The sequence below is a fragment of the Haloactinomyces albus genome (genome assembly GCF_031458135.1).
Lineage (GTDB): Bacteria > Actinomycetota > Actinomycetes > Mycobacteriales > Pseudonocardiaceae > Haloactinomyces > Haloactinomyces albus.
Map to the genome: position 1 here is coordinate 4,781,413 of NZ_JAVDXW010000001.1, position 22,881 is coordinate 4,804,293.

19 protein-coding genes and 1 pseudogene are annotated in these 22,881 nt (G+C 65.1%); 12 read left to right on the top strand and 8 right to left on the bottom strand.

What is annotated here, in order from left to right; genetic code table 11:
- Window positions 1-31: 31 nt before the first annotated feature.
- The 3 genes and pseudogenes from benC to benA form a co-directional block, all read right to left on the bottom strand.
- Window positions 32-1,036: pseudogene (gene benC / locus JOF55_RS22305) on the bottom strand (benzoate 1,2-dioxygenase electron transfer component BenC); the annotation flags it as partial.
- A 126-nt stretch (window positions 1,037-1,162) separates the two neighbouring features.
- Complete coding sequence (gene benB / locus JOF55_RS22310) at window positions 1,163-1,675, bottom strand: benzoate 1,2-dioxygenase small subunit (protein ID WP_310277894.1); 513 nt, start codon at window positions 1,673-1,675, stop codon at window positions 1,163-1,165.
- Between the two features lie 33 nt (window positions 1,676-1,708).
- Window positions 1,709-3,079, bottom strand: a complete 1,371-nt coding sequence (benA, locus tag JOF55_RS22315) for a benzoate 1,2-dioxygenase large subunit (RefSeq protein WP_310277896.1) — start codon at window positions 3,077-3,079, stop codon at window positions 1,709-1,711.
- 376 nt (window positions 3,080-3,455) lie between these two features.
- Here benA and JOF55_RS22320 point away from each other — a divergent pair, with 376 nt between their 5' ends.
- The 5 genes from JOF55_RS22320 (at window position 3,456) to JOF55_RS22340 (ending at window position 8,254) form a co-directional block, all read left to right on the top strand.
- A complete protein-coding gene (locus JOF55_RS22320) occupies window positions 3,456-4,385 on the top strand; it encodes a LysR substrate-binding domain-containing protein (RefSeq protein ID WP_310277899.1) in 930 nt (309 codons plus the stop codon).
- Window positions 4,366-5,469, top strand: a complete 1,104-nt coding sequence (locus JOF55_RS22325) for a mandelate racemase/muconate lactonizing enzyme family protein (protein ID WP_374727326.1) — start codon at window positions 4,366-4,368, stop codon at window positions 5,467-5,469. Before JOF55_RS22320 ends, JOF55_RS22325 begins: the two co-directional genes overlap by 20 nt.
- A gap of 74 nt (window positions 5,470-5,543) precedes the next feature.
- Window positions 5,544-6,395 (top strand): catechol 1,2-dioxygenase, encoded by an 852-nt coding sequence (catA, locus tag JOF55_RS22330; RefSeq protein ID WP_310277904.1) that lies wholly within the window; start codon window positions 5,544-5,546, stop codon window positions 6,393-6,395.
- Between the two features lie 125 nt (window positions 6,396-6,520).
- Window positions 6,521-6,817: a muconolactone Delta-isomerase gene (gene catC / locus JOF55_RS22335; RefSeq protein WP_310277906.1), complete on the top strand. Its 297-nt coding sequence runs from the start codon at window positions 6,521-6,523 to the stop codon at window positions 6,815-6,817.
- A gap of 165 nt (window positions 6,818-6,982) precedes the next feature.
- Window positions 6,983-8,254 carry a benzoate/H(+) symporter BenE family transporter gene (locus tag JOF55_RS22340; RefSeq protein ID WP_374727327.1) on the top strand — a complete coding sequence of 424 codons (1,272 nt, stop codon included), beginning with the start codon at window positions 6,983-6,985 and terminating at the stop codon, window positions 8,252-8,254.
- A gap of 63 nt (window positions 8,255-8,317) precedes the next feature.
- On the opposite strand, the gene JOF55_RS22345 is transcribed toward JOF55_RS22340, so the two are convergent.
- The 3 genes from JOF55_RS22345 to JOF55_RS22355 are packed head-to-tail and all read right to left on the bottom strand — an operon-like array spanning window position 8,318 to window position 12,157.
- The gene (locus JOF55_RS22345; RefSeq protein ID WP_310277912.1) at window positions 8,318-9,604 is read right to left on the bottom strand and encodes a mannitol dehydrogenase family protein; all 1,287 of its coding nucleotides are present in this window, start codon (window positions 9,602-9,604) and stop codon (window positions 8,318-8,320) included.
- Window positions 9,604-11,094 (bottom strand): glucuronate isomerase, encoded by a 1,491-nt coding sequence (uxaC, locus tag JOF55_RS22350; protein WP_310277915.1) that lies wholly within the window; start codon window positions 11,092-11,094, stop codon window positions 9,604-9,606. The genes JOF55_RS22345 and uxaC overlap by 1 nt, the downstream gene beginning before the upstream one ends.
- A 46-nt stretch (window positions 11,095-11,140) precedes the next feature.
- Window positions 11,141-12,157: a LacI family DNA-binding transcriptional regulator gene (locus JOF55_RS22355; RefSeq protein WP_310277919.1), complete on the bottom strand. Its 1,017-nt coding sequence runs from the start codon at window positions 12,155-12,157 to the stop codon at window positions 11,141-11,143.
- Window positions 12,158-12,396: 239 nt separating this feature from the next.
- Here JOF55_RS22355 and uidA point away from each other — a divergent pair, with 239 nt between their 5' ends.
- The 4 genes from uidA (at window position 12,397) to JOF55_RS22375 (ending at window position 17,445) form a co-directional block, all read left to right on the top strand.
- Window positions 12,397-14,181: a beta-glucuronidase gene (uidA, locus tag JOF55_RS22360; RefSeq protein WP_310277922.1), complete on the top strand. Its 1,785-nt coding sequence runs from the start codon at window positions 12,397-12,399 to the stop codon at window positions 14,179-14,181.
- 52 nt (window positions 14,182-14,233) lie between these two features.
- The gene (gene uidB / locus JOF55_RS22365) at window positions 14,234-15,601 is read left to right on the top strand and encodes a glucuronide transporter (protein ID WP_310277925.1); all 1,368 of its coding nucleotides are present in this window, start codon (window positions 14,234-14,236) and stop codon (window positions 15,599-15,601) included.
- A gap of 61 nt (window positions 15,602-15,662) precedes the next feature.
- Complete coding sequence (gene manD / locus JOF55_RS22370; protein WP_310277928.1) at window positions 15,663-16,901, top strand: D-mannonate dehydratase ManD; 1,239 nt, start codon at window positions 15,663-15,665, stop codon at window positions 16,899-16,901.
- Window positions 16,891-17,445 (top strand): gluconokinase, encoded by a 555-nt coding sequence (locus JOF55_RS22375; protein WP_310277931.1) that lies wholly within the window; start codon window positions 16,891-16,893, stop codon window positions 17,443-17,445. Before manD ends, JOF55_RS22375 begins: the two co-directional genes overlap by 11 nt.
- 80 nt (window positions 17,446-17,525) lie before the next feature.
- Here the strand turns inward: JOF55_RS22375 and JOF55_RS22380 are convergent, their stop codons facing one another.
- Window positions 17,526-17,651, bottom strand: a complete 126-nt coding sequence (locus JOF55_RS22380; RefSeq protein ID WP_310277934.1) for an MFS transporter small subunit — start codon at window positions 17,649-17,651, stop codon at window positions 17,526-17,528.
- Window positions 17,648-19,033, bottom strand: coding sequence for an L-lactate MFS transporter (locus JOF55_RS22385; RefSeq protein ID WP_374727587.1), 1,386 nt, complete (start codon window positions 19,031-19,033; stop codon window positions 17,648-17,650). The genes JOF55_RS22380 and JOF55_RS22385 overlap by 4 nt, the downstream gene beginning before the upstream one ends.
- Before the next feature lie 498 nt (window positions 19,034-19,531).
- On the opposite strand from JOF55_RS22385, the gene JOF55_RS22390 reads away from it, so the two are divergent.
- From JOF55_RS22390 to JOF55_RS22400, 3 genes are all read left to right on the top strand, one after another.
- Window positions 19,532-21,454 carry a glycoside hydrolase family 3 protein gene (locus JOF55_RS22390; protein WP_310277939.1) on the top strand — a complete coding sequence of 641 codons (1,923 nt, stop codon included), beginning with the start codon at window positions 19,532-19,534 and terminating at the stop codon, window positions 21,452-21,454.
- 37 nt (window positions 21,455-21,491) lie between these two features.
- On the top strand, window positions 21,492-21,632 hold the full coding sequence (locus tag JOF55_RS22395; RefSeq protein WP_310277942.1) for a hypothetical protein: 141 nt from the start codon (window positions 21,492-21,494) through the stop codon (window positions 21,630-21,632).
- Window positions 21,633-21,862: 230 nt separating this feature from the next.
- A complete protein-coding gene (locus JOF55_RS22400) occupies window positions 21,863-22,864 on the top strand; it encodes a TRAP transporter substrate-binding protein (protein WP_310277945.1) in 1,002 nt (333 codons plus the stop codon).
- The last annotated feature ends 17 nt before the right edge of the window (window positions 22,865-22,881 follow it).

Sequence of the window (22,881 nt, forward strand, 5' to 3'; positions counted from 1 at the left end):
TCACGCTCATTTCCGGCTCGGCCTCCTCGGCGGCGGCGACGTTGAACTTCTCGTAGTAGAAGTTCGCCGGTGTGATTCCCTCGGCGATCAGGTGAGAGCGCACCGCCTCGACCATGGGGGGAGGACCGCACAAGTACACGTCGACGTCACCACCGTTGAGGTGCTGCGGCTCGAAGTGGTCGGTGACATAGCCCTTCCTGGGGGCGCTGCCTGCCTCGTCGGACATGCAGTAGTCGAAGGTGAACCCGTCGATGACCTCGGCATAGTGCCGGAGCTTGTCCAACTCCACCAGGTCGGCTTCCGAGGAAACGCCGTAGAGCAGGTGGATCGGGTGCTCGAGTTCGGCGCCGGTCAGCTTCTCCAGCATCGACAGCAGCGGTGCCAGGCCGGTGCCACCGGCCAGCATCAGGATCGGGCGCTTCTGCTCGCGCAGGAAGAAACCGCCCATCGGCCCGGTGAGGTCGAGCCTGTCGCCGACTTCCGCGCGATCGCGCAGGTACTCGGACATGAGACCGCCCTCGGTGATGCGCACCAGGAAGGACACGGTCTTGTCCTCGGGGCCGCTGCTGAACGAGTAGGACCGCGTGGACTCGGTACCGGGAACGCCCACATTGACGTACTGGCCGGGCAGGAAGGCCAGCGCATCGCGGTCGTCGAGCTCCAGCGTGAAACCGACCGTGGTTTCGGAGAAGCGCCGGATCTCGGTGAGCGCGGCCGCATGGGTGGCCGCCTGCGTTTTGGCCACCTCCGAGGTGGTCGGAATCTGCAGGATGAGATCACTGCGCGGCATCATCTGGCACGGCAGAGCATAACCCCGGTCCGCCTCGTCGTCGCTGAGCGCGTCCTCGATGTAGTCGCCGCCGTCGTAGTCACCGGACTCGCAGAACGACTTGCAGGTGCCGCAGGCACCGTCGCGGCAGTCGAGGGGAATGTTGATCCGCGCCTTGTACGACGCATCGGCCACGGTCTCATGCGGCGCGCAGGTGATAAACCGGGTAACACCGTCCTCAAAACTCAAGGCAACCTGATGAGTCATGGAAAAGCTCGATTCGACAAAGAAGGGGAGCGTTTTCACGGGTTCCGGGTGGTACCTGCTATCGCAGTTCGACGAACTTTCGAGAGGCAACCAAGCGACCCGTGAACAACACTCTGGGTGAAACGGTCAGATGTGATAGATGTCCACCACGTGATGGATGTAGTCGTTCTTCAAAACGACCTTCTTGCGGGTGATCAACGGACTCTCGCCCGAGAAATCGATCGTGTAGCGGGAGGTCCCGAAGTACGTGTCGATGTTCTGGTAGCGGTAGTACAGGGTGAACCAGTTGAACCGGACGTCGACCACGTCGCCGCGCTGCTCGAGGATCTCCACGTTGGTGATGTTGTGCCCGGTTCGGGGCTCCGGCATGCTCGTCGCCGCGGAGCGGTCGGTCCGGATGCGAAACACCCGGTCCTCCAGGCCGCCCTTGTTCGGGTAGTAGATCAGCGAGATCTCGGTTTGGGGATCCTCGGTGAGCTCGCCGTTGTCGTCCCAGGCAGGCATCCAGAACTCGACGTCCGGGTGGTAGCACTCCAACCACGTCTCGAACTCGCGGTCGTCGAGAAAGCGGGCCTCGCGGTAGAGGAACTGCCGGACGTCCTCCACGGTCACGGTCGCGGTATCGGCCACTGCGGTCATGGTGATCGCCTTTCTTCCTGCTGCTGAAAAGCCTTACCGGTTGTTCTCGACGGACTTCTCTTCTGCTGCCACGGCTTCGCGCATGGTCTGCAGCCAGTGGCCGTGCTGGACGGGGTAGAGGCCCTCGTCCTCGTTCTTCCTGCCTGCCGAGATGACGCCGGTCATGCCGAGTGACTCGGCCACCTCGTCCGGGCCGGAGAACTCGTGGGTCATGCCGCGGGCCATGTCGTTGTACGGGGCCTCGGTGGCCAGGTAGGTCTTCTGGCAGGAGCGGAACTCCTCGAGGTCGTCCGGGGTGGCCATACCGGAGGCGTTGAAGAAGTCCTCGTACTGGCGGATCCGGTGCGCCCGCGCCTCGGCGCTCTCCCCCTTCGGGGCGATGCAGTAGATGGTGACCTCGGTCTTGTCCACCGAGATCGGCCGGAAGTGCCGGATCTGGGTGCTGAACTGGTCCATCAGGTACACGTTCGGGTACAGGCACAAGTTGCGGGAGCCCTTGACCATGAACTCGCCCTTGGCCTCGCCGTGCTCCTCCTTGAGCTCGTCCATCCTGCTCCACAGCGGACGGTCCTGTGGGTTCGCGGTCCAGGTCCACAGGCACAGGTGCCCGTTGTCGAAGGACCAGTAGCCGCCGCCGGACTTGCCCCAGCCGCCCGCGTCCAGGGCGGCGGTCTCGTTCTTCGACTCGCCGGTGCCGCGACGTGCGGTCGTGGCGGCGTAGTTCCAGTGCGTGGCGGAGACGTGGTAGCCGTCCGCGCCGTTCTCGGCCTGGAGCTTCCAGTTGCCGTCGTAGGTGTAGCTGGAGGAACCGCGCAGCACCTCCAGCCCCTCGGGGGACTGGTCGACGAGCATGTCGATGATCTTGGTGGTCTCGCCGAGGTGCTCGGTCAGCGGCTTGACGTCCGGGTTGAGGCTGCCGAACAGAAAGCCCCGGTAATTCTCGAAGCGGGCGACCTTGGTGAGGTCGTGGGAGCCGTCTTTCTTGAACTGCTCCGGGTAGCCGGCTTCGCGCGGGTCCTTGACCTTGAGCAGTGCGCCGTCGTTGCGGAACGTCCACCCGTGGAACGGGCAGGTCAGTGTGGTGCGGTTGTCGGTCTTGCGGCGGCAGATCATCGCGCCGCGGTGACTGCAGGCGTTGATGAGCGTGTTGAGCTCGCCCTGCTTGTCCCGAGTGATGACGATTGGCTGGCGGCCGATGTAGGTGGTGAAGTAGTCGCCGACATTCGGAATCTGGCTCTCGTGGGCGAGGTAGATCCAGTTCCCCTCGAAGATGTGTTTCATCTCGAGCTCGAAGAGTTCCTCGTCGGTGAAGACGTTGCGCCGGATCCGACGGATCCCGTTTTCGTGGTCTTCCTCCACCGCGTTGTCGAGGATGCTGCGGGCATTGTTCAACGTCTCGATCATCATCCCTCCATCCGGTACGAGTCCCTCGCCGAGTCGCTCGGCGTTGGGAGTACGAAACCTCCCGGCAATGTGTTCGCAATACCTTCACACCGAGGTGGCGACTGTCACGTCAGGTATTTACCCAGTATTGGCCTAGGGCATTTTTAATATGCAGCGCCTCTGGATCATGTGGGACTGAGTATTTGTTGTCACTCAATGGTGTGGCTTACACTCGGCTGAACACGTACCGTTGTGTCCGGCGGCACAGGACAAACTCGATCTTGCGCAGAGACTCGGGCTTCGCTCACGGCAGTGAACACGCGGCCTCGGCAACGCAAGCCCGTGCCGTGCTCGCCAGAGCAGCTGTCTGTAGTGCTTGTCCGTATGGAGGCAGTCCGTGGAACTCAGGCATCTTCGCTACTTCGTCGCTGTGGCCGAAACGCGCCACTTCGGCAAGGCGGCAGAGCGCTTGCACATGGCCCAGCCCCCGCTGTCTCAGGCGATCCGGCAACTGGAGACCGATCTGGGGGCCGAGCTGTTCGCCCGGACCACGCGACGGGTCGATCTCACCGGGGCCGGGGAGGCCTTCTACGGCGACGCCTTGCGCATCCTCCAATCCGTGGACGACTCCACGCGCCGGGTGAAGCGCATCGCCGATGGCGGTCATGGCCTGCTGCGCCTCGGGCTGACCGGGTTGGCCGCGTATCGCCATCTGCCGGAGATCGCGCAGATCGTGAAGCGGGACATGCCCGGCGTCGCTCTCGAGATCCACTCGGAGATGCTCACCCCGGCGCAGGAACTCGCCTTGAGCGAATCCCGCATCGATGTCGGTGTTCTCCGCCCGCCCACCCGGGAAGCCGGCATCGCCTACCGCCGTATCGCCCGCGAGCCGCTGGTGCTGGCGCTGCCGGAGAGCCACTGGCTGGTGGAGGAACCCACCGTCAACGTGGGAGACCTTCGAGCCGAGCACTTCGTCCTGTATTCGGCTGCCTCCCGGTCGGTGGTCAACGATGCGGTGGTACGCAGTTGCCTGGCCGCGGGTTTCTACCCGCGCCGTGAACACGAGGTCGCCGAGACGTCCATTCTGCTGGCGCTGGTGGCGGCCGGACTCGGAGTCGCTCTCGTTCCGGACTCGGTCCGGGCCATCGCACTGGACGGAGTCGTCTTCAAACCGCTCCACGGTACCGAAAATGTCGATCTCGCCCTTGCCTGGCGGGACAACGACACCTCTCCACTCCTGGAGAACCTGCTGACCACTCTCGAGGACAACAACGTCTTCATCACCACCGAAGCCCCTGAGGATGACCGTGAAGATCACTGCAGTTGAGGCGATTCCCTTCGCCATCCCCTACACGAAGCCGCTGCGTTTTGCCAGTGGAGAGGTGCACACGGCCGATCACGTGCTGGTTCGGGTGCACACCGATGAGGGGCTGGTCGGCATCGCGGAAGCCCCGCCGCGGCCGTTCACCTATGGCGAGACCCAGGAGTCCATCGTCGCGGTGATCCACCGGATCTTCGCCCCGGAAATCGTGGGCATGTCGGCCCTGGAGCGGGAGGGCATCCACGCCCGGCTGAACCGGACCATCGGTAACCCCGCGGCGAAGTCCGCCATCGACATGGCGCTCTGGGACGTCATCGGCAAGTCCGTGAATCTGCCGGTGACGGAACTGTTGGGCGGGTACGCCGATCGCATGGCGGTTTCGCACATGGTGGGCTTCGCACCGCCGGAGGAGATGGTGGCCGCGGCCGAGCGCGTCCGTGGCCAGTACGGGATCACGACCTTCAAGGTCAAGGTGGGGCGCAAGCCGTTCATGCTCGACGTCGAGGCCTGTCGCGCACTGCGACGGGGGCTCGGTGATGACGTCGAACTCTACATCGACGGCAACCGAGGATGGACCGCCTCCGAGTCGGCACGGGCGCTGCGCGCCATGGAGGATCTGGACCTGACCCTGGCCGAGGAGCTTTGCCCGGCCGACGACGTGCTGGGACGGCGCTGGCTGGCCGAACAGAGCCGAATTCCGGTCGTGGCCGACGAGAGCGCCACGCGCCCCGGAGAGGTCACCCGGGAGCTGTTGGATGGTGCCTCCAACGCGATCAGCATCAAGACCGCCCGGACCGGGTTCACCACCTCGCAGCGCATCCTCTTCCAAAGTGAGGGACTGGGCGTGGAGGTCGTGATGGGCAATCAGGTCGACGGCCAGATCGGCACGATGTGCACGGTCGCCTTCGGCGCGGCGTACCAGCGGACGGCGCAGCGGGCGGGAGAACTGTCCAATTTCCTGGACATGAGCGACGACCTGCTGACCGAGCCACTCCGCATCATCGACGGGACCCTGTTCGCCCGCCGGGGAGCAGGTCTGGGCATCGAGATCGACCCCGACAAACTCGCCCACTACCGCCAGGATCGCTGACCGGGCTTGCCGGGGAACCCCGCCAAGAAGACACAGGCAATACGGTTGCCGAAGGAAGAAACAGGAGTAGGGCAATGACCGAACAACTCACCGAGCAGACCGCCACCGCCGCGGCTTCGGGCAATTCCGCCACCGAACGTTTCCTCGAGAAGGGTGTGGCCGCCGACAGCAGCACCGAGCGGGTGGACAAACTGGCCACCGAGGTCATCGGTGCGGTGCACGAGGTCATCCGCCGCAACAAGGTCACCTACGAGGAGTACGACGCGCTGAAGGCGTGGCTGATCCAGGTCGGCCTCGACGGGGAGTGGCCGCTGTTCCTCGACGTGTGGATCGAGCACGTGGTCGAGGAGGTCGCCAACGAGGATCGGGAGGGAACCCAGGGCTCCATCGAGGGCCCGTACTACGTTCCCGGTTCGCCGGAATTCCAGGCCGAGGCAACCCTGCCCATGCGCGACGACGAGCCCGGCACTCCGCTGCTGTTCCAGGGGCAGGTCACCAGCACCTCCGGGCAGCCGCTGGGCGGGGCACACGTGGAGATGTGGCACGCCGACGACTACGGCTACTACTCCCAGTACGCTCCCGGACTGCCGGAATGGAACCTGCGCGGAACCGTCGTGACCGACGAGCAGGGCCGCTTCAAGATTCACACGATCCAGCCCGCGCCGTACCAGATCCCGCACGACGGGGCCTGCGGCAAGCTCATCTCCGCTGCCGGTTGGCATGCGTGGCGCCCGGCGCACCTGCACCTGAAGGTCTCCGCCCCGGACCACCAGTTGATCACTTCGCAGTTGTATTTCCAGGGCGGCGACTACGTCGACAACGACATCGCCCAGGCGGTCAAGCCGAATCTGATCCTGAATCCGACGCCGGCTGCCGACGGAACCGGCAACGAGGTGACCTACAACTTCGTGCTGGATCCTGCCTGAGTAAGGTACGGATCGGTTTGGAGAGCGGTGCGAGGCGGCAAAACCTCAGCCGTCCCGCACCGGGATTCCCGAATCGGATAACCACGTTTCGACGATCGATCGTACCGACCGAGGAGGAGTAACCCGTGCTGTTTGCGGTGAAAATGGACGTGCACCTGCCTGCGGATATGGATCCGGATGTCAAGGCCGACATCCTCGCCCGGGAAAAGGCCTATTCGCAAAAGCTGCAGAAGTCCGGAGTGTGGCCGCACATCTGGCGGTGCGCAGGTCAGTACTCCAACCTGAGCGTCCTCGACGTGGACGATAATGACCGACTGCACGAGGTCTTGTCGCAGCTACCGCTGTTTCCGTACATGAACATCGAGGTGACTCCGCTGGCCACCCATCCTTCGGACATCGCGTTGCTGGAACAGGACTCCTGACCTCCACGCATCCGGCGCCGTGGACGAGCACGTCCGGATCGCCATCCGTCCGCGGTGCCGATGGCTCTCCACCTCCCACCCACTGACGACCCCGCTCCCCACCGCCGAACCTCTCGGATTCGGCGGTGGTTTCGGTGCGCGCGAGAGGCGAAGACAAGGCGAATAATGACCATCGATCAAACGGAGCGGACGGACGGCGAAAACCGCCTGTTCGAGCCTCCCGCACGACCATTTCCCACCTTGCGTCACATGGCACGGGATTTCGGCGCACGTTATTTCGCCAATGGATTGGTCGGTCTGATCTTCGCGGCTACCGGCCCGGTCGCGGTGATTCTCGCGGTCGGCAGTCAGGGCGGTCTCGCACAGGCCCAGTTGGCCTCGTGGATCTTCGGGGTCTTTTTTATCAACGGCATCCTCACGGTCCTGGCGTGCTGGTTCTACCAGCAGCCGTTGTCCTTTTTCTGGACGATCCCCGGTACCGTGCTCGTCGGCCCGGCTCTGGACCACCTGAGCTGGCCCGAAGTGGTCGGTGCCTTTCTCGCCACCGGGGTGTTGATTCTCCTGCTGGGGCTGAGTGGATGGGTACGCCGGGTGATGTCGGCCATCCCGATGCCGATCGTGATGGGCATGGTCGCCGGAGTGTTTCTGAGCTTCGGTCTCGACCTCGTGCACGCATTGGTCGGCGATATCGCGATCGCGGGCCCGATGGTGCTGCTGTTCCTGCTGCTGAGTTGGCACAGCTCGCTGGGTCGGCGGATCCCACCGATCATCGGCGCGCTGCTGATCGGCGGCGTCGCGGTGGCGATGTCCGGGCGTTTCGCTCCGGAGACCACGACCGTGCAGTGGATCGCCTCCCCGATGGTGCAGACACCGCAATGGTCGTGGCAGGCGATGCTCGAACTGGTCATTCCGCTGGCGATCACGGTGCTGGTGGTGCAGAACGGGCAGGGAACTGCGGTGCTGCGCTCTGCGGGGCATCCCGCGCCGGTCAACATGGTCGCCATCGCCTGCGGGGCCTGGTCGGTGCTGACGTCCTTCGTCGGATCCGTGTCCACATGCCTCACCGGTCCGACGAACGCCCTGCTGACGGCATCGGGAGAGCGGTCGCGCCACTACATCGCCGGGATTTCCTGCGGACTGCTCGCGATCGTCTTCGGATTGTTCGCGCCCCTGTTCACCGATCTCATGCTGGCCACACCCGGCGCGTTCATCGCCACCCTGGGCGGGCTGGCGATGCTGCGGGTGCTGCAAAGCTCGTTCGTGACCGCGTTCAGCACCCGGTTCACCTTCGGTGCCCTGATCACCTTCGTGGTCACCGTGGCCGATGTGGAGATCATGAACATCGGCTCCGCCTTCTGGGGGTTGATTGCCGGGATCGCCGTGTCGTGGCTGCTGGAGCGCTCCGACTTCGCAGCTTCCGAGGAAGCACGATCCTGAGTCATCAAGGCAGACTGGTCCCGATCGCGGAGGAGAGCCACCATGTGAATCTCCTCCGCGTTTTCAGGATCGGGTTTCCAGCTCTTTGCCCGCGGTCTCGATGGCGCTGATCAGAGCCCGATCCTCGGCCAGGTCGGCGTCGAGGGCGGCGATGACTCGACGCGCCGGATCCGGTGACCGGGCCGTCGTGACGAGTTCGGCGGCGCGGGGGTCGCGGACCTCTCGCGTCCGCAGGTGGATCAACCAGCCCGCCAATGTGGCCACGGCGCTGTTCGGCATCCGTCCGAGGGAACGCTCGGCACGCAATACCGGCAGAATCCGGGCGGGAATTTTCTGTGACCCGTCCGCTGCGATCTGCAGCAGGTTGTGGCGGATGCCGCGCGAGGCGAAACGTCGGAGCAGGCGTTGCCGGTACTCGGCCAGGTCGTCGGCAGGCAGGGACGCGTGACGTGCTGCGGTGTCCCACCAGGATTCCATCAATTCCGACAGCATCGGATGCTGTACGGCCTGGTCGATGGTCTCGCAGCCCAGAGCCGGGCCGACATAGGCCAGCAGTGAGTGGGCGCCGTTGAGAAACCAGAGCTTGCGCTGCTGATAGGAGTCGAGGTCGTCGACGAAGCGGGCGCCTGCCCTTTCCCAGGCCGGTCGGCCGAGGGGAAAGTCTCCGGCGAGCAGCCATTCCGTGAACGGCTCGGTCACCACGGGGGCCCGATCGTCCAGCCCGGTCAGCTTCGACGTTGTGGCCGGAGCCTGTTCGGTGCTGGCGGGGGTGATGCGGTCCACGACGGTGTTGACGAAGGACACGGACTCGTCCAGCCATGCGCGGAATTCCGTGCTGTCCTCGGCTGCGGCGGCGTGCAGATTCGAGCGCAGTACGGTGCCGTTGCCCGCCAGGTTGTCGCAGGGGACGAGTGCGATGGGTGCGCCGCCGGCGCGGTAACGCCGACGGAGACCGGCGAGCACTCGCCCGATGGCGGTCCCGTCGAGGTCCCCGCCAACGTGGTAGGCGGCCTCGGTGATCGTCAAGGTCAGCAGCGCGACCTCGGGGGAGGCCAGATCGGCGAGCCACTGATCGGTGTCCTGCCCGGGGTGGGCGCGGCTGATCGAGTCGACGATGTCGATGTGTGGCTCGGCTTCGCCGCTGACCTGCAAGGAGTACAGACCTTCCTGCTCGGTCAGCAGGTGCGGTAGCTCCGTGTTGCGGAATGTGTAGGCGGCGATTCCCCATTCGGGATCGGCCATGGTGTACCAGGCCTGGTGCGCCCGGTGGAAAGCGCCGAGCCCGAGGTGGACGGCACGCACCGGTGCGGCTTGGCGGGCATTTGCGGAGGATCGGTCGAGTCTGGTCATCACAATCCGAAGGCGATGCGGGGCTGACGTTCGTTGAGGTCCCGAATGACCTGGGCGGCATCGGATTCACTGAGCACGTGCTCGGCCACGAGCCCGGACAGGTGCGCGGCGTCGACGCGGCGGGCGGTGTCATGCCGGGCGGGGATGGAGCAGAACCCGCGGGTGTCGTCGATGAATCCCGCGTTGCGGTGGAACCCCGCCGTTTCGGTCACGGCATCGCGGAAACGCTGCATGGCTCGCGGCGCATCGAGGAACCACCACGGAGCGCCCAGGTACACCGACGGGTAGAACCCCGCCAGCGGGGCGAGTTCCCGGGAGAACACGGTCTCGTCGAGCGTGAACAGCACGGTCTGGAAACGTGGGTGGGTACCGAAGCGCTCCAGCATGGGCTGCAGTGCTTGCGTGAACTCGGCCTGCAGCGGGATGTCATGGCCGGTGTCGGGCCCGAAGCGGCGCAACGTCTCCGGATGGTGGTTACGCCTGCTGCCCGTGTGCAGCGCCATCACCATGCCGTCCTCACTGGACATGCGCGCCATTTCCCCGAGCAGTTGCCGGGAGAGCAGCCCGGCTTCCTGCTCGTCGGCCGTTCCGGCCCGCACCGCGTCGAACAGTCGCGACGCTTCCTGCTCCGGTAGGAAGGCCATGCGCGCGTCCGGAGCGCTGTGATCGGTGGCTGTCGCACCGTGTTCGCGGAAGAACTCCCGGCGCGTCTCGAGAGCGCGGACGAGGCCGGCGTAGTCGCCGGTGTCGATACCGCTGACCGCGGCAAGGTGGTCCAGGGACCGCACCCACCCGCTGCCGGTGGCATCGAGGTAGCGATCGGGGCGGAACGTCGGCACGACTCGGCCGGACCACGTCGGATCCTCGGCCAGGGCCCGGTGGTGTCGCAAGTCGTCTGCGGGGTCGTCGGTGGTGGCCAGCACCGCGATGTTGAAGGATTCGTACAGTGCGCGGGGGCGGTAGGCGGGTTCGCCGAGTCGAGCGGTGAGTTCGTCGAACAGCTCGTCGGCGGTCTCCGCCGACGGCTGGACCTCGACACCCAGCACCTCGTGCAGTTCCGACTCCAGCCACTGCCGTGATGCGGTCCCCAGGAACAGGTGCCAGTGCGAGCAGAAGGCTCGCCACACCTCCCGCGGGGCGGCGGGTTCCGTGCCGTCCTGGTCGCGTAGCCCCAGTTCGGGGAGCGATACGCCGTGCGCGTGCAGCAGGCGCGTTACGTAGTGGTCGGGGGTGACCAGCAGCGAGGCCGGATCGGGGAACGGTTGGTCTTCGGCCAGGAGCCGAGGGTCGACATGCCCGTGCGGGCTGATCAGCGGCAGATCGCGGACGCTGTCGTACAGGCGACGCGCGATCGCTCGCTGACCGGTCTCGGGAGGCAGTAACCGATCCGGATGCGGGGCCAGGGAGGTGCGGCCGTTGTGCGGCGCCGTGCGCCTGCCGTTCCCGCCGTTCGAGCGTGCTGCCGGAGTTGTTGGCGTACCACGATCCATACCAGCAGGGTCCTGACTGTGCCCTGAGGAATGCAACTGGTTTCCATTAGTTGCCATGCCCGTTGCTGGTGGTGGAACCACGGATCACCAGATGCGTATCGAAGGTCATGGGCTCGGGGAGCGCGTCGCGGGTGGTCAACTGCATGTGGGCGAGATCCACGGCATGCCTGCCGAGTCTGTCGGTCGGTCCCGAGATCGTGGTCAGCATCGGTGTCGTCAGATCGGACCCGAAGATGTCGTCGCAGCCGATGAGGCTGAACTCCTCGGGAATGCGTACGCCGTTGGCCTGCATGTGTTGCAGTGTGCCGATCGCGATGAGGTCGTTGTAGGCGATCGCCGCAGTCGAGCCCTGCAGGATCAGCGCATCCGCGGCCTCGTGACCGCCCTGGCGGTTCGGCGCGAAGGGGCCGAGCAGGTCGACATGGATACCGTGTGTGGCCGCTTCCTCGTGCACGGCGTGCCACCGCTCGCTGTTGATCCACGAGTTGCGTGGACCGGACAAGTACGCCAGCCGCTGGTGCCCCAGCACGGCGAGATGGCGCACTGCCTTGCGCATTCCGTTCGCGGTGTCGACGACGAGACTCGGAATGCCCTCGACCTGCCGGTTCACCACGACCAGCGGACGGCGCTGGGCGAGCTGCCGGATGGCCTCGTCGGAGAGCCTGGAGGTCGCCAGGATCCCGCCACTGGTGGTGGCCAGTAGTTTCCGCAGGTTGGTCGCTTCGAGCTTCGGTGACTCGTCGCTGTCGGTCAGCGCCAGCGTGTAGCCGTTGTCCACGGCCTGAGCCTGGGCCGCCTTGATCAAGTTCGCGTAGTAGGGGTTGGCGATGTCGGTCACGACGAGCGTCAGGGTGCGTGCTCGAGTGGGTGCCTCCGCCCGGGCCAGTGGGCGAGGGGCGTAGCCGACCTCGAGTGCCGCCGCTCGGACGATTTCCCTGGTGTCGGGATTGACGCGGGAGGGATTGCCGAATGCGCGGGATACCGTGGAGGCGGCCACGCCGCAGTGGCGAGCCACGTCGTAGATCGTCGGTTTGCGTTGTTGCACGTCGGTGACCTTTCTCATGGCAACTAATGGAAACTGGTTGCCATGCTGTTTACCCGGTCGTACGTTGAGCCGTCAACGAGCGGAAACACCGACACATTCGCTGGTCATGGCTACATGAGGCGCAACGGATGTCCGCCGGTTTCGCAGTCGGTGAAGCCACACCGCCTGTGCGGGCAGACAGCAAACCACCAGGACGCCGAGGCGCCCCTTTCGGATACCGGGAACCATTCACACGCCGCACCAGAACAGGAGCGATGATGCTTCGACCCACTGCCAACGCTTGGCGAGACCGCCGCACCCTCGACGGCCTCTGGAGCTTCGCGGTCGACCACGACGGTGTCGGCCGCGGTCAGCGGTGGTGGGAAGCGCCGCTGACCGGCCGCACCGAAATCCCCGTACCGGCCAGCTACAACGACCTGTTCGTCGACGACTCCGTCCGCGGGCACGTCGGTGACGTCTGGTATCAGACCTCGGTGCACGTCCCGCGGAGCTGGCACGGCGAGCGGATCGTGCTGCGCTTCGACGCCGCCACCCACCGCGCGGTGGTGTGGGTGGGCGATACCCGGGTCGCCGAGCACGAAGGCGGCTACACGCCCTTCGAGGCCGACGTGACCGACGTCGTGGAGCTGGGCTCGGAGAACCGCATCACCGTGGTCGTCGACAACACGCTCACCTGGGAGTCCATCCCGCCGGGCTATGTCGAGCACACCCCGGACGGCCCGCGGCAGCGCTACTATCACGATTTCTTCAACTATGCGGGCCTGCACCGGTCGGTGTGGCTGTACACGACACCGAAGGCGCACGTCAGCGACGTCACCGCCGTGACCGGGCTGGATGGCGCGCAGGGGACCGTCGACTACGAGGTCGCCACGGCGGGCAACGCCGACGGGCTCGAGGTGCGGGCCGCGCTGCGCGACGCCGAAGGCACCGAGGTCGCCCGCACGACCGGCACCTCCGGCACCCTGGTCGTCGACGAGGTGCACCCGTGGCGCCCGAGTGAGGGATACCTGTACGAACTCGGTGTCGAATTGTGGGACGGCGGCGCGGTGGTCGATGCGTACGCGCTCAACGTCGGTGTGCGCACGGTGGAAGTCCGCGGCACCGAGTTCCTCATCAACGGAGAGCCGTTCTACTTCACCGGCTTCGGCATGCACGAGGACCACCCGGTACGCGGCAAGGGCCACGACGACGCATCGATGGTCCACGACTTCGCGCTGCTGGACTGGATCGGCGCGAACTCGCTGCGCACCTCCCACTATCCGTATGCCGAGGAGATCCTCGACCACGCCGACCGCAACGGCATCGTGGTGATCGACGAGACCGCCGCGGTGGGACTCAACCTCGGTGTCGCCGGCGGCATCCTCGGTGCCGAAGCCAAGCCGACCTTCTCCGACGACACCATCGGCGAGGCGACCCGGCGCACCCACCTGCAGGCAATCCGCGAGCTGGTGGCCCGGGACAAGAACCATCCCAGTGTGGTGCTCTGGAGCATCGCCAACGAGCCCGAGTCGGACACGGAGGCATCTCGGAAGTACTTCGAGCCCCTGTTCACCGAAACCCGTCGGCTCGACCCGTCCCGACCGGTCGGTTTCGTCAACGTCATGCTGGCTCCGGCCGACAAGTGCGTGGTCACCGAGCTGGCCGATGTCGTGATGCTCAACCGCTACTACGGCTGGTACGTCCACTCCGGCGACCTCGCCGCCGCCGAGCGCGGACTCGAGGACGAGTTGAACGCCTGGGCGGACCGGCACGACAAGCCGATCCTCATCACCGAGTACGGCGCCGACACCGTCGCGGGGCTGCACTCGGTCACGCCGCAGCCGTGGACCGAGGAGTACCAGGTCGATCTGCTGGAGATGTATCACCGGGTCTTCGACCGCATCGAGGCGGTGGCAGGCGAGCAGGTCTGGAACTTCGCCGACTTCGCCACCGCGGCCGGTTTCGCCCGGGTCGAGGGCAACAAGAAGGGTGTGTTCACCCGCGATCGGCATCCCAAGGCCGGTGCTTTCGCGCTGCGCCGCCGTTGGCGCAAGGAAATCTGATCCCGTTCATTCCTGACCTGCATGACCCCCTACCCATCGGGGAGGAGTCGCCATGAAACTCCGCCCACGCCAATTGCTCGGCTATGCGGCCGGGGATGCGGGCAACAACCTGGCCTTTTCGATGGCCTCGATGTTCCTGCTGTTGTATTACACCGATGTGGCCGGGATTCCGGCCGCGGCGGCGGGGACGATTTTCCTCGTCGTGCGGATCTGGGACGGCATCGGTGATCTCATCGCAGGCCGGTTGGTCGATCGCACGTCCACTCGGTGGGGCAAGTTCCGGCCGTGGCTGCTGTTCGGTTCGCTGCCGCTGTTGCTGATCAGTGCGGCGACGTTCCATGTGCCCGATTGGAGTCTGACGGGCAAGCTGGTTTATGCCTATGTGACGTATTCGGCGTTGGCCATGGCCTACAGCCTGGTCAACATTCCGTACGGCTCGCTGGCTGCGGCGATGACCCAGGACTCCGTCGAGCGGTCCAAGCTGGCCACCGCCCGGACGATGGGCGCGGCTACGATCATACTGCTGCTGAGCGTCGTGATCTCCCCGCAGATCAACAACGCCGAGAACCTGCAGAGCACGCTGACCCTGACGACCTTGACTTTCGTGATCGCCGGTACCGCTCTGTATCTGTTCACGTTCTTCACCGCTCGGGAGACCGTGCACCGCGACATCGAGCACGTCAGCTTGAAACACAGCCTGGTCACGCTCAAGCGGAACCGGCCGCTGATCCTGCTGTGCGTCAGCTCGCTGTTCTTCCTGACCGCGATGTTCTCCCTGCAGACGATCGGCATCTACTACGCCCGGGATGTGCTCGGCAATGCGAATTACTACATCGCCATCACGACTGCTCAGGTCGGCCTGATGTTCGGGTTGGCTCCGTTTGTTCCGCCCATCGTGCGCAGGTTCGGCAAAAAGAGCGGTTATATCGGTGGCGCTCTGGTCATGATCGTCGGCGCGCTGGGTGTTTTGTTCGCACCGTCCTCGAAGCCGTATGTCGCGATCGGGTTCTTCGTGCTCATCGGCGTCGGCCTGGCGGTGGTCAATGTTCTGCTGTGGTCGTTCGAGGCGGACACGGTGGAGTACGGGGAGTGGAAGACCGGCGCACGGACCGAAGGTACGACGTATGCGGTGTTCTCGTTCGTCCGCAAGGTCGGCCAGGCCCTCGGAGGCGCAGCGGCGGCATACACCATCGGGCTGGCCGGCTATGTCGGCGGTGCGGAGGTGCAGAGTGCCTCGGCCCTGTGGGGCATCCGAGCCGCCGCCGGGCTCGTGCCCACTGTCTGCGCCGCGGTCGCGATCGCGGTCATGGCGATCTATCCCCTGACGGAGAAGAAGTTCCGCGAAATCACCGCCGAGATGGCGCAACGCCGCGCCGAAGGTGATGCTGGAGCCTCCCAGACGTCGGTGTCCGGCGCATGAGTCCGTACTGACCGGAACACGTCATTCGACCGATATTCATTTCGAGACAAGGAGAAGCGCTGTGCTCATCGAGCGCGCGGATGTCATCGTCAGCAGTCCGGGCCGTAACTTCGTCACGCTGAAGATCACCACGGACGATGGTGTGGTGGGTTATGGCGACGGCACCCTCAACGGTCGGGAGCTGGCGGTGGCCGGTTATCTCACCGACCATGTCGCTCCGCTGCTGGCCGGGCGGGATGCCCATGCGATCGAGGACACCTGGCAGTACCTGTACCGCGGTGGATACTGGCGGCGGGGGCCGGTCACGATGGCCGCGATCGCCGCGGTGGACACCGCGCTGTGGGACATCAAGGCCAAGGTCGCCGGGCTGCCGCTCTACCAGCTGCTCGGCGGGGCCAGCAGGCAGCGGTGCATGGTCTACGGGCACGCCAGCGGTAAGGACATCCCCGAGCTGTTCGACTCCGTGCGTGAGCACCTCGAGGAAGGATTCCGCGCGATCCGGATCCAGACCGGAGTGCCGGGGCTCGACTCGGTGTACGGCGTCGCCTCCAGTACGGCGGCTTCGGTCGGTGAGGACACCCGCTACGACTACGAACCCGCACGCCGCTCGGCGCTGCCGACCGAGGAGGCCTGGGACACCCGCGCTTATCTGCGCCACGTTCCCTCGGTGTTCGAGGCAGTGCGCGGTGAGTTCGGTGACGAGATCGCGCTGCTGCACGATGCGCACCACCGGCTCACCCCGATCCAGGCGGCCAAACTCGGCAAGTCATTGGAGCCCTACGACCTGTTCTGGCTCGAAGACGTCACTCCGGCCGAGAACCAGGAAGCCCTGCGCTGGGTGCGCCACCACACCACGACACCGCTGGCGATCGGCGAGGTGTTCAACACGATCTGGGACTACCAGCACCTGATCTCCGAGCAGCTCATCGACTACGTGCGCTCACCGATCACGCATGCGGGCGGGATCACCAGCGTGCGCAGGATTCTGGACTACGCGGCGCTGTACCAGGTGAAGTCCGGGATGCACGGTCCCACCGACGTCTCACCGATCGGTCTGGCCGCGGCGGTGCATCTCGGGTTGGCCGTGCACAACTTCGGTATTCAGGAGTACATGGTCCACAGCGAGCAAACGCGAGAGGTGTTCGGCCCGACCCACGAGTTCGCCCATGGCGGCCTGCGCCCGAGTGAGGAACCCGGACTGGGAATCCACTTCGACGAGGAACTGGCCGCCAAGTATCCGTACGAGCGGGCGTATCTGCCCGTCAATCGACTGCTCGATGGGACGGTCCATGACTGGTGAGGCAGCCGAGCGCGCGTTGGAGGCCGCTGTGGCACAGTCGCTGTTCTGTGATGCCGTGGTGATCATGGGCGTCTCCGGCTGCGGCAAGAGCACCATCGGTGCCGCCCTGGCACAGCGCCTGAACTGGCAACACCTCGACGCCGATGACTTCCACCCGCAGCACAACATCGACAAGATGCGTGCGGGTACTCCGCTGACCGATGCCGATCGCATGCCGTGGTTGGAGCGGCTTCGTGACGAGCTGGATCGGCGAGCCACGGCCGGAGAACCGGCGGTGCTCGCCTGCTCGGCGCTCAAGCGAACCTACCGCGACATCCTGCGGGGTGGGGCCGGTGCGGTGGGATTCGTGCACCTGCGGGCGAACCGGGAGGATCTGGTCGAGCGGCTCACGGGCAGGAACGGACACTTCTTCCCCGCTGCGCTCATCGACAGTCAGCTCGCCACGCTGGAAGAGCCGGATGCGGACGAAGGCGCGCTGATCGCCGCTGCCACGGAGAAGCCGGAACGCATCGTCGAACGCGTGCTCGCCACCTGGCAGACGTGAACAGGCCGGGTCACCCCCTGGGCCGGGCACTCGAGGCGAGTCGCCGAAGTCACCGGGCCGAAGGCACGGAAGGGGTCCCATCATGCGAACAGCAGGGTGACCTTCTGGATCAGCGCGTAGACGCCGTAAGCGAACGGGATGCCGACCCATGCCCAGCCGAACACCAGCAGGGCGGTTCGGCTCCCGGTCGTGTCTTCCGTGTTCATCGGTCCACTCCTGTTCCGTCGGATTCGGGGATGCTCTCGGTTTCCGCTGCGGCACCGACCGGTTCGTGGTACTTCGGGGCTACCGGGCGCACCAGCTCGTTGGCCGTGAAGCCGACGACCAGCAGCCCGAGCATGATGTAGAGCGAGAGGGCATACAGCTGCGGTCCGGAGGCCCCCGCGCGTTCCTGGGCGTCGGCGATCGCGTTGACCACCAATGGTCCGAGAATCCCGGCCGCGGACCAAGCGGTGAGCAACCGGCCGTGGATGGCCCCGACCTGGTAAGTGCCGAACAGATCCTTCAGGTAGGCAGGCAGAGTCGAGAACCCCCCACCGTAGAAGGAGATGATGAGCATCGCGCTGAGCACGAACACGGCTACCGATGTGTCACCGGCCAGCGCGATCACCAGGTAGAGCAGAGCACCGACACCCAGGTAGATCCGGTAGATGTTCTTGCGCCCCACCAGGTCCGATGTGGACGACCACACGAACCGCCCGGCCATGTTCGCCAGCGACAGCAGCGCGACGAAGCCCGCCGCGGCCCCCGCGGTGACCGGGGTCGAGGTTCCTGCGAAGAAGTCCCGGATCATCGGGGCGGCCTTCTCCAGAATGGCGATACCCGCCGTGACGTTCAGGCACAGGATGACCCACAGCAGCCAGAACTGCGGTGTGCGCAGCGCATTGCGTGCCGACACATTCGCCGTCGTGATCATGGAGGTGGCTGCTGTCTGCGTCGGTACCCAGCCACGCGGACGCCACCCTTCCGGAGGTACCCGAATCAGAAAGATGCCGAGTGACATGAATACCGCGTAGACCAGGCCGTGCACGAGAAAGGACTGCGCGATGGCTCCGCGCCCGTCCCCGAACGCGGACAGCATCCGTGCCGACCAGGGTGAGGCGATCAGGGCACCACCGCCGAATCCCATGATGGCGATACCGGTGGCCATGCCAGGGCGATCCGGGAACCATTTCATCAGGGTCGACACCGGGGAGATGTAGCCGATGCCCAGGCCGATTCCGCCGACGACGCCGTAGCCGAGTACCACCAGCCAGTATTGAGCAAGTGCTACTCCGAGCGAGGCGATGAGAAAGCCCGAGGAAAAGCACGCGGTGGCGACGAACATCGCCCAGCGTGGACCGTTGCGTTCGACCAGTGTCCCGCCGAACGCCGCGGACAGTCCCAGCATGACAATGCCCAGCTGGAACGGCAGTGCGCTGGCCGTTCCGGACAGGCCCAGCTCGGTCTCCAGTGGAGACTTGAACACACTCCAGGCGTACACCTGTCCGATGGACAGGTGCACCGCCAGCGCCGCGGGTGGTACCAGCCACCGACTCCAGCCTGGTGGTGCGATGATGCGCGAGCGTGCGAGGAAGCCTTCCACGATGGAGCCCTTCGAGTCGATGTCACGGCCACACGGGGAACGGCACGAGACTCTAGCGGGCAAAGTTCGTCAACGCGAGAGGTTCCTCACATTTCCGTGGGGCCGGACTGCGCATGTGGGGCGCTTACGCGACGGCAGCCAGGTCGCGTGGAAACTTCTGGCAACGCGTTGATCTCCCTGTGAGCCCCGGGCATGGTAAGGCAACCCGGATGGCGCAGTGATTCGGAACACCGTCCATTGGAATGTGGCTCAACGGAATTCGTCTTCTCCCGGAGACGGATATCGCTGCGTATTCGGTATTGCTATCGATGTTCGTTCAGAGGAGAACGGTCGATGAGTCGAAGTCCTGTGCTTACACGGAAAAGAGGCGTTGCCGTGCTTGCGGCGGTGCCGTTATCGGTGGTCCTGGTCGGTACGTCGACTGCTGCGCCGCCGGACCACTCCCGTGCCGGTGGCAACCAGCCACCCGCACACTCCGGTACACCTGTGGTGGAATCGCGGGTGAAAGACATCATCGAGGTCGAGGGAAAGCGATTCCGGGACCTCAATGGCAACGGCAGGCTGGATCCGTACGAAAACTGGCATCTTCCCGCCAAGGTGCGTGCGGCCGACCTCGTCCGGCGGATGACCCTGGAGGAGAAGGCCGGACTGATGCAGATCTCCTCGGAGCGATCCCGAGGACAGTCCTCGAGCCCCTCACCCACCGGGGAAGCGGTGGCCAGTATCGAACGGCGCCACCTGCGTTACTTGATCATTCGGGACGACCCGACCGCCGAAGTGCTCGCCACCCGGGCGAACGAGTATCAGGAGATAGCGGAAGGTACTCGTCTGGGCATCCCGGTTGTGTTCACCTCCAATCCTCGCAATCACATCAACGGGGAAGGAACCTTCGGCGTCTCCGAGGCCGGTGGGGAGTTCTCCACCTGGCCGGGCGAGCTCGGCCTGGCAGCGACCCGGGATCCCGCTTTGGTGAAGGAGTTCGCTCAGGTCGCCGCCGCGGAATGGCGCGCATCCGGTATCCACAAGATGTACGGGTATATGGCGGACACCGCCACGGATCCGCGATGGACCCGCGTTTCCGGGACCTTCGGTGAACACCCCGGCCTTGCGGCGGACATGACCACCGCGATCGTCGAGGGCTTCCAGGGCGAGGAACTCGGCAAGGGGAGCGTCTCGCTGACGATCAAGCATTTCCCCGGTGGGGGAGCGCGTTCCGGCGGCCGGGATCCGCATTTCGCATGGGGACAAAACCAGCTCTGGCCCACCGAGGGGAGCCTCTCCAAGTACCATCTGCCGCCGTTCCAGGCGGCCATCGAGGCCGGTACCACCTCCATCATGCCGTACTACTCGAAGCCGGTGAACGAGGGCAGTGCTCAGCAGTTGCCGAAGCACCTGTGGTACTCCGAGGACCAGCAGTTCGAAGAAGTCGCCTTCGCCTACAACAAGTCCCTTCTACAGGGACTGTTGCGCGATGAGATGGGCTTTTCCGGCTATGTCAACAGCGATAGCGGCGTCATCGACGGCAAGCCGTGGGGTGTCGAGAATCTGACCGAGCCCGAACGGTACGCGAAGGCCGTCAAAGCCGGCACCAATCTCTTCTCCGACACCAACGAACCGGCACCGCTGATCGAGGCCGTCAACACCGGACTGCTCTCCGAGTCCGACCTCGATCCGTCGGTGACCTTCCTGCTGACCGAGATGTTCGAACTGGGTCTGTTCGAGGACCCCTATGTCGATCCGCAGCGGGCTCAGCGGATCGCCGACGATCCCGAATCCCAGGCCAAGGCCGACAAGGCGCACCGCAAGTCCGTCGTGCTGCTGCGCAATGATCAGGACCTGCTGCCGATCACCGACAAGGACGTGACGGACGTCAAGCTCTACGTCGAGGCCTTCACCGAAGAGGGCGCGGCGAAGGCGAGCACCGCCTTGGCGGAGCGCATCGCCGAGTACGACCCGTCCATCACGATCGTGGACACTCCCGAGGAGGCGACCCACGCTCTCCTGTCGGTGCGACCGAGCCTGTCCGTGTTCGAGGACGACACCCGAGGGGACCCTCCCTCGGTCGAACTCGGCAAGGACAGCGACACCGGTATCGACGTCGAACGGATTCGAGCTCTGCAGAGCCGGGTCGAGAACACGATCCTGCAGATCAACATGGGCAACCCGTGGCTGATCAACGAGATCGAGCCCGGCGCCGATGCGGTACTGGCGACATTCAGTGTCAAGCCGGAGGCGATCGTGGATGTCCTCCGCGGTGAGTACGCCCCGACGGGCAAGCTGCCGCTGACCGTACCGGCGGGCAAGGAGGCGGTCGAAAGCAATGCCTCCGACGTCCCGGGATATGCCGAGAGGCCTGGTTACGCCTATGTGGACAGTGCAGGGAACACCTATGAGTACGGTTTCGGTCTGAGTTACGGCCGGTAACCGCGCACACATCCGCTTCTGCATCAGGTGAGCCGGGATGGCCACCGGACTCCGCAGCCGTGTGCCGGAGTCCGGTGGCACTCGCGGTATCGGCAGTACTGCGGTCGACCGGTATTCGACCGTGTACTGCACGTCGATGTTTCCCGCCGAAAGTGATCACAACATCACGGCCGCATAACGAGCCGCGGCAAGTGATGGCAACCAGTTGCCTCGCGCGGGGATGTACTGACTCAATATGTGAACCCCTTCACGGCTCCAGGTTCGCCCATACCGGGCGTGCTTGCCCAACCAAGCCGCACCGGCCAGTCCGCAGCAGAACACCGACACGAGCCGTCCGGAGTCGAGCAGCACGCTCACCCGGGTGAGCGTGGATCGGGCAGGTCGACGATGAGCAGGTAAGGACCACCCATGAAAAGAAAGAAAACCCTTTCGCTCGCGGCCACACTCAGTGCTCTGGCGCTGGTGCTGGCCGGATGCAGCAGCGGCGGGGGTGCCGGCGGGACGACGCTGCGCCTGGCACTGAACCAGACCAAGGAGCACCCTTCCTTCGTCGCGCTCGACAACTTCGGCAACCGGCTCAGCAAGGCCACCAGCGGCCGGTGGGACATCGAGGTCTATCCCAACGAGACCCTGGGGGCCCAGCAGGAGGCGATCCAGCTGGTCAGCGACGGTACTGTCGACATGGCGATCGTCTCCGGGACTCAGCTGGCGAACCTCAACAAGGACTTCCGAGTCTTCAACCTGCCCCAGGTCTTCGACTCGATCGAGCACCAGATGAACGTGGTCAACAACCCGGACATCGTCGGTGATCTCTACTCCTCGCTGGAGGACCAAAACCTCACGGTGCTCGGCGGGTTCACCCAGGGTGCCCGGAGCCTCTACACCTCGAAGGGGCCGATCACCAAGCCCGCGGACCTGGCCGGGATGAAGATCCGGGTCCAGGAGAGCGACATCCACACCAAGATGATCGAACTGATGGGCGGGTCCGCCACGCCGATGGCCTACGGCGAGGTCTACACCGCGCTGCAGTCCGGAGTCCTCGATGGTGCGGAGAACAACGAGGTCTCCTACGTGAGCCAGAAGCACCACGAGGTTGCCAAGCACTACTCCTACACCAACCACCTCATCGGCGTGGACTACCTGATCATGAACACCGACCGTCTGGCCGAGATGTCAGCTGAGGACCGCGCTGCCTTCGATCGGGAGTGGCAAGTGGCGATCCAGGAGCACACCGAACTCTGGAAGACCGCAACCGAAGAGGCGATCGCCGAGGCCAAAGCCGACGGGGCCCAATTCCACGAGGTGAATACCGAGGCATTCAGCAAGGCTCTTCAGCCGCTCATCGACGAGTCGCTGACCACCGACACCGCTCGTCGACTGTACGAGGCCGCCCAGTCCGCAGCTCCATGATCCGGTATCGGCAACAG

Bases quoted from the DNA above. Each gene is read 5' to 3' on its own strand.
- JOF55_RS22375 (WP_310277931.1), top strand. From the start codon at position 16,891: ATGACTGGTGAGGCAGCCGAGCGCGCGTTGGAGGCCGCTGTGGCACAG.
- JOF55_RS22380 (WP_310277934.1), bottom strand. From the start codon at position 17,651: ATGAACACGGAAGACACGACCGGGAGCCGAACCGCCCTGCTGGTGTTC.
- JOF55_RS22400 (WP_310277945.1), top strand. From the start codon at position 21,863: ATGAAAAGAAAGAAAACCCTTTCGCTCGCGGCCACACTCAGTGCTCTG.
- JOF55_RS22345 (WP_310277912.1), bottom strand. From the start codon at position 9,604: ATGACCAGACTCGACCGATCCTCCGCAAATGCCCGCCAAGCCGCACCG.
- benA (WP_310277896.1), bottom strand. From the start codon at position 3,079: ATGATCGAGACGTTGAACAATGCCCGCAGCATCCTCGACAACGCGGTG.
- benB (WP_310277894.1), bottom strand. From the start codon at position 1,675: ATGACCGCAGTGGCCGATACCGCGACCGTGACCGTGGAGGACGTCCGG.
- JOF55_RS22340 (WP_374727327.1), top strand. From the start codon at position 6,983: ATGACCATCGATCAAACGGAGCGGACGGACGGCGAAAACCGCCTGTTC.
- JOF55_RS22395 (WP_310277942.1), top strand. From the start codon at position 21,492: ATGGCCACCGGACTCCGCAGCCGTGTGCCGGAGTCCGGTGGCACTCGC.
- JOF55_RS22355 (WP_310277919.1), bottom strand. From the start codon at position 12,157: ATGAGAAAGGTCACCGACGTGCAACAACGCAAACCGACGATCTACGAC.
- uidA (WP_310277922.1), top strand. From the start codon at position 12,397: ATGCTTCGACCCACTGCCAACGCTTGGCGAGACCGCCGCACCCTCGAC.
- uxaC (WP_310277915.1), bottom strand. From the start codon at position 11,094: ATGGATCGTGGTACGCCAACAACTCCGGCAGCACGCTCGAACGGCGGG.
- uidB (WP_310277925.1), top strand. From the start codon at position 14,234: ATGAAACTCCGCCCACGCCAATTGCTCGGCTATGCGGCCGGGGATGCG.
- catA (WP_310277904.1), top strand. From the start codon at position 5,544: ATGACCGAACAACTCACCGAGCAGACCGCCACCGCCGCGGCTTCGGGC.